Raw genomic sequence first — 5,684 nt, forward strand, 5'->3', positions numbered from 1 at the left:
GCGCCTACGCGGAGGCCAACCAGTACGGCCTGGACTGGTGGGCGGAGTTCTGCGGGTCCCACGGGGTGGACGTGCAGCGACCCCGGGCGGTCACCTTCTCGCGCAGCCTCAAGGGGACCAGCACCCTGCGCTCGGAGAAGCGCACACTCGACGCTCTCGGGCTGCCCGCCCGGTGGTACGACCGGATCGACGTGCCGTTCCCCGCCCGGGCCGCCGTGGAACTGCCCGATCAGATGCAGCTCGACCCCGTCGAGGCGCTCGCGGCTCTGGTCCGCGCGACGACGGCGCTCGGTGTCCGGATCGTCGAGCACTCCCGTGTCACCGGACTGGACGTGCGGGGGCAGGACGGGGACGCCCACGTGGAGGTGCGCAGTGACGGCGGCACCTGCTCGGCGCGGGACGTCGTCCTGGCCACCGCGTCCCCGGCCCTGGACCGTGGCACCACCGCGGCGACGATGGAGGCCGAGCGGTCCTACCTGTGCGCGTTCGAGTACCCCGGCGGGCTGCCGGAGGGGATGTACGGCTCGGTCGAGAGCCCGGTCCGCTCCCTTCGGACCGTGCCCGTGGGGGACCGCGAGGTCCTGCTGGTGGGCGGAAACGGCCACCGCACCGGAACGGCCGCGGGCACCGACTCCAAGATCGACTCACTGCGCGAGTACGCCGCCAAGCACTTCCCCGGGGCCGAGTTCACCCACGGCTGGTCCGCGCAGGACTTCCACCCGGTCACGCTGGTGCCCAAGTCCGGCCCCATGCCGTGGGGGAAGGGTCGGGTGCACTTCGCCGGCGGGTACAGCAAGTGGGGACTGACGGGCGCGCCGGCGGCGGCGGGCATCATGGTGGACCGGCTCAGCGGGCGTGAGCCCCGGGTCTCCTTCGGCAAGCCCTCGGTCACGGGCGTCCTGCGTACCGCGGTCTCGCTGTACGCGGACCTCCCGGTGCAGCTCGCGGCCACCGCCGCTCAGGCGACGGTGCGTCGGCCCCGGCCGACCCTCCGGCCGATCGGCGAGGCGACCGGGGACGACGGCCGGACCTGCAGGGTCGGGCTCCTGTGCCCGCACATGGGCGCCGCGCTGAGTTGGAACGAGGCGGAGCGGTCGTGGGACTGCCCGTGGCACGGGTCGCGGTTCTCTGCGTGTGGCGAACTCCTCGAGGGTCCGGCGACCCGGGACCTCAAGCGCTACGACGAGGTCTGACCCGGCCCCCGATTGGACGGTCGTCCAATTTTCCGGGGGCTCCCACGACCACCCGGGACAGAGGAACGCCCCGGCCCGACCCGTGACGGGTCGAGCCGGGGCGCGGCCGGGTTACCGGCCCTGTCGTGCCTGTCAGGCCGGGGGCATCATGACCCCGTCGATGGCGTGGATGACGCCGTTGGTGGCGGGCACGTCGGTCTGGATGACGGTGATGCGGTTGCCCGCTCCGTCCACCAGCATGACGGTCTCGCCCTCCACCTCGATGGTGAACTCGCCGCCCTGGAGGGTCTCGACGGTCTCGCCGTCCATTCCCATGACGTCCTCGGCCATGACGTCGCCCTCGATCACGTGGAACTGCAGGATCTGGGCCAGGTCACCGGTCGGATCGGCGAGGAGCTCGTCGAGCTGGCCGTCAGGCAGCGCCGCGAAGGCCTCGTCGGTCGGAGCGAACACCGTGAAGGGGCCGGGACCCTCGAGGGTCTCCACCAGGCCCGCGGCCTCGAGCGCCTGCGTGAGGGTGGTGAAGTTCCCCGCGGCCATCGCGGTCTCGACGATGTTGCCGGTGGCCGCCGGCTCCTCCGTCATCTCCTCCTCGGTCGTCTCCTCGGTGGTCATCTCCGTGGTCATGGTGGTCTCTTCAGTGGTGGTGGCGTCGTCGGCCGTGTCGTCCGTGCCGCACGCCCCCATGAACACTGCGAGTCCGATAGCTCCCGTTACTGCGATCGTCCGCTTCATGAGCAACCTTTCGTCTTGGGTCGGGGGTAACCCCAGTGTGACGGGACTGATGCGACAGATGTAACCGGTGAGACACAATCGTTGTACTGCCGTTAACCTCGGCGACGCATCCCCGATCCCACGGGAGAGACTCGTCGGGGCGCGCGACCGGAGGGCGCCGTGACACCCTGAGGTCGTGAAGACCCCGGTACCTGACTACCTACTCGAGATCCGCGACCTGTGCTCGACGGGCGCGGACGGGCACCTCGCCGATTACATCCCCGAACTCGCGGCCGTCGACCCGGACCGGTTCGCCGTGGCTGCCTGCACGATGGACGGCGTCGTCTACACCGCCGGCGACGCGGACGCCGAGTTCACCATCCAGTCGATGAGCAAACCGTTCGCCTACGCGCTGGCACTGCGCGACCGCGGGATCGAGGCGGTCCTGGAGAAGGTGGCCGTGGAGCCGTCCGGGGACGCGTTCAACCAGATCTCCCTGGAGAGGATCAGCGGCAGGCCCCGGAATCCCATGATCAACATCGGAGCCATCACCACCCACACCCTGGTCGGGCCGGTCGGCGCCACCGAGGACGAGCGTGACGAGGCACTGGCCGCCGGGCTGTCCTCGTTCGCCGGTCGGCGCCTGGAGGTGGACGCGGCCGTCATGAACTCCGAGCTGCGCACCGCGTTCCGGAACCGGGCGATGGCCAACCTGGTCCGGGCCAGCGGGATCATCGAGGACGACCCCGACGAGGCCGTGCGCGGCTACACCCGCCAGTGCGCCTACCGGGTGACCGTCCGCGACCTGGCGGTGATGGCCGTGACCCTGGCGACCGGCGGGATCAACCCCGTCACCCGCGAGCGCGTCGTCTCCGCGCCGGTGGCACGGCAGGTGCTGGCGGTCATGGCCACCTGCGGGATGTACGACGCGGCCGGCGACTGGATGTCCACCGTCGGGATCCCCGCCAAGAGCGGGGTGTCCGGCGGGATCTTCGGTGCCCTGCCCGGCCAGGTGGGCCTCGGTGTCTTCTCCCCGCGGCTCGACGACCACGGACACAGCGTCGAGGGGGTCCGGACGTTCGAGCGGCTCTCGCGCGACCTGGAACTCCACCTGATGAACACCACGGTGACCGAGGTCGAGGCCGTCCGTTCGGTGCGGTTCGACGAGATCACCGGCAGGCGCACGTTCCGCCTCCAGGGGCCGATGACGTTCGCGAGCGCCGAACAGGTGTTGCGTCGGCTGGCCGAGATCCCACCTGGTGACGGCGAGGTGACCCTCGACCTGAGCCGCGTCTCCTCGGTCAACGCGAGCGCGCGTCGCATGTTGCTCGAGTCCATGCGGCGGCTGTCGCTGGACGGGCACCCGGTGGGGCTCGCGGATCCCGGCCGCCGTCTCCCCGACCCGGACCTCGGCGACGGGTCCCGACCGGTCACCCGGCGGGCGGCCCGCTGACGCCTCGTCGGCCGGGGTTCACGCGCCGACGCCTGCGTCGGACAGCGCGATGCGCACGGTGTCCGGGGCTGTCCTCATGGAGTACTCGAACGCTGCCACCCGGCGGGTGCTGCTCATGAAGTGGGCACCCAGCCCCGCGAGATCGACGGCCGTCGGAAGGATCGGGACCACCGTGGTGCCCCGCGCGCGGACGACCGCGATCTCGGCGGCCAGTTGCGCGGACATCGGTCGTCGGATCAGGCGGTGTTCGAGCCGGCCGCCGGGTCCGGGCACACGGACGCCGGGAGCCGACGCCATGGGAGCGATCACGTAGATGAGGTCCGCGTCCTCGGGCGAGAGCAGATCCACGGAGGCGGTCGACCCCATTCCGCCGTCGACGAAGATGCGGTCGCCGATGGGGACCGGGGTCATCCACCCGGGGGTCGACCAGGACGCGCGCAGCGCCTCGCCGACGGTCGCGATCGGCGAACCCGGTGCGCCGAACACGACCCGCTCACCGGCGCGGATGTCGTAGGCGACCATCCGGGCGGCAGGGTGGGGCAACCAGGAGCCCACCTCGAACCCCTCGGCCAACCGCTGCAGCCATCCCATGTCGCCTCGACCGCTGGGGGCGATCCCGGCGTAGGCGGCCAGGCCGGAGTGCGTGCGCAGCAGTCCGGGATTGAGCAGGGGTGGCCGGGGCAGCGGCGGCCTGCCGGGCGGGGTGGACGCGATGTGCTCGCGGAGCCTGGGGTCCCGGGCCCGTCCGCGCTGCATGTCCACCAACTCGTCGACCCCGACGCCGCCGCCCACCATGGTCACCAACTCGGCCCCCGCCGAGGTGCCCAGCAGAACGTCGGCGTCGCGGGGATCGAATCCGGTCTGCTCGGCGAGGGCGTGCATGGCCGCGATCGTCCAGGCGCCCCCGATGGTGCCACCGCATCCGAGGACGAGGGCGATTCGGGTCATTCGAGGCCTCCTGAGGTGGCAGGGCACCGGGATCGGTGGGTGCGGTGGTGAGGGACCTCAGTCCCGGGGGTCGAGCACGAAGACGGGGATCGTCCGCTCGGTTTTCTCCTGGTAGTCGCGGTAGTCGGGGTACACCGCGACCGCCCGATCCCACCACAGGTCGCGTTCCGCACCGGTCACCTCGCGGGCGACGAAGTCACCGACCCGGTCCTTGTCCCGCACCTCAACGTGCGGGTGGGCCTTGATGTTCCAGTACCAGACCGGATGGGTGGGTGCGCCGCCCAGGGAGGCGACGGCGGCGTAGGAACCGTCGTGCTCGACCCGCATCAGGGGAGTCTTGCGCAGCTTCCCCGACTTCTTGCCCACGGTGGTCACGATGACCACCGGCATGCCCGACAGCTCGGAGCCCGACGCCCCGTTGCTCTTCTCGTACTGCTCGACCTGGTCCCGCACCCACGTGCTGGGGCTGGGCTCGTACTCGCCGGACAACGGCATGATGGCCTCTCTCGTCAGTGCGATCCCGCTCGGTGGGTCGTCACCGAGGCGACATTACGCCCGACCCGGCGAGGGGCTCGGTGAACCTCCGGAGCGCCGCGATCACCGCGAGGTAGCGGGCGGACTGCACCGCGTCGAACCCGTGCTGCGCGCCGGGGAGTTCGGCGTAGACCACGGGGTTCGACGACCCGCCCCGCAGGTGCCGCACCAGCCTGCGCGAACCCTTGACCGGGGTGTACATGTCGTCGGTACCGTGGATGATCGCGATCGGGGGCGCGCCCTCCGCCGGGTGGCGGACCGGGTCGGAGAGGTCCTTGGTCGCCGCGCCCAGACGGCCGTAGTAGCCGTAGAGCCCGATCGCACCCGCCAGGGAGGTGTCCAGGTCCTCGAAGCCGGATTGGAATCTCGGGTCGCCGGCGGTCAGAGCGGTCATCATGGCGATGTGCGCGCCGGCCGAGCTGCCCGCCACAACGATCGGGGCGTCCGCCGGGATACCGTGCGCGGGGCCCTCCGTGCGGATCCAGCGGATCAGCCTCTTGACGTCCACGAGATGCTGCGGGAAGCCCGCCTCCGGCGTGGACGAGAGGTGGTAGGTGGTGCTGATCGCGGCCCAGCCGCGGAGCGCGTGGTCGAAGAGCATCGCCCGCGACTCCCGGCTCGGCCCGCCCGCGCGGAAGTGCCCGCCGTGAATGTGGATCAACACCCCGCGCGCGCTCTCGGTCCCTCTCCCGGTGTAGAGGTCGAACCGGGTCGCGCGGGCGTCAGGTCCGTAGGCGAGGTGGGTGCGGGCCTCGACGCCGCGCGGCCGGAGGGGCCACGGCTGGAGGAGCACCGTCCGCCACGGCGTGCGGCGTCGGGCTGCGGACCTCGTCGTCGTCGCC

General features: G+C 71.6%; 6 protein-coding genes. 2 read left to right on the forward strand and 4 right to left on the reverse strand.

All coding sequences use genetic code 11. From position 1 onward, the window contains the following. On the forward strand, window positions 1-1,193 hold a 1,193-nt coding region (locus tag G6022_RS09110), incomplete at its 5' end, for an FAD-dependent oxidoreductase (protein WP_182691418.1). Between the two features lie 132 nt (window positions 1,194-1,325). Here the strand turns inward: G6022_RS09110 and G6022_RS09115 are convergent. Then, entirely contained in the window at window positions 1,326-1,928 is a 603-nt protein-coding gene (locus G6022_RS09115; RefSeq protein WP_182639807.1) for a fasciclin domain-containing protein, read from the reverse strand. Window positions 1,929-2,103: 175 nt separating this feature from the next. Here G6022_RS09115 and G6022_RS09120 point away from each other — a divergent pair, with 175 nt between their 5' ends. After that, on the forward strand, window positions 2,104-3,360 hold the full coding sequence (locus G6022_RS09120) for a glutaminase (protein WP_182639808.1): 1,257 nt from the start codon (window positions 2,104-2,106) through the stop codon (window positions 3,358-3,360). Window positions 3,361-3,378: 18 nt separating this feature from the next. Here the strand turns inward: G6022_RS09120 and G6022_RS09125 are convergent, their stop codons facing one another. The 3 genes from G6022_RS09125 to G6022_RS09135 all read right to left on the reverse strand — a co-directional run. Continuing rightward, window positions 3,379-4,308: a patatin-like phospholipase family protein gene (locus G6022_RS09125; RefSeq protein WP_182639809.1), complete on the reverse strand. Its 930-nt coding sequence runs from the start codon at window positions 4,306-4,308 to the stop codon at window positions 3,379-3,381. A 57-nt stretch (window positions 4,309-4,365) separates the two neighbouring features. After that, window positions 4,366-4,803 carry a nitroreductase family deazaflavin-dependent oxidoreductase gene (locus G6022_RS09130; RefSeq protein WP_182639810.1) on the reverse strand — a complete coding sequence of 146 codons (438 nt, stop codon included), beginning with the start codon at window positions 4,801-4,803 and terminating at the stop codon, window positions 4,366-4,368. 40 nt (window positions 4,804-4,843) lie between these two features. Further along, a partial coding sequence (locus G6022_RS09135; protein WP_182691420.1) for an alpha/beta hydrolase occupies window positions 4,844-5,684 on the reverse strand: 841 nt, incomplete at its 5' end.

The sequence above is a fragment of the Dietzia sp. Cai40 genome, assembly GCF_014145165.1.
Lineage (GTDB): Bacteria > Actinomycetota > Actinomycetes > Mycobacteriales > Mycobacteriaceae > Dietzia > Dietzia natronolimnaea.

Excerpts from the sequence above, each read along its gene's own strand:
- G6022_RS09115 (WP_182639807.1), bottom strand. The coding sequence starts at position 1,928 with ATGAAGCGGACGATCGCAGTAACGGGAGCTATCGGACTCGCAGTGTTC.
- G6022_RS09125 (WP_182639809.1), bottom strand. The coding sequence starts at position 4,308 with ATGACCCGAATCGCCCTCGTCCTCGGATGCGGTGGCACCATCGGGGGC.
- G6022_RS09130 (WP_182639810.1), bottom strand. The coding sequence starts at position 4,803 with ATGCCGTTGTCCGGCGAGTACGAGCCCAGCCCCAGCACGTGGGTGCGG.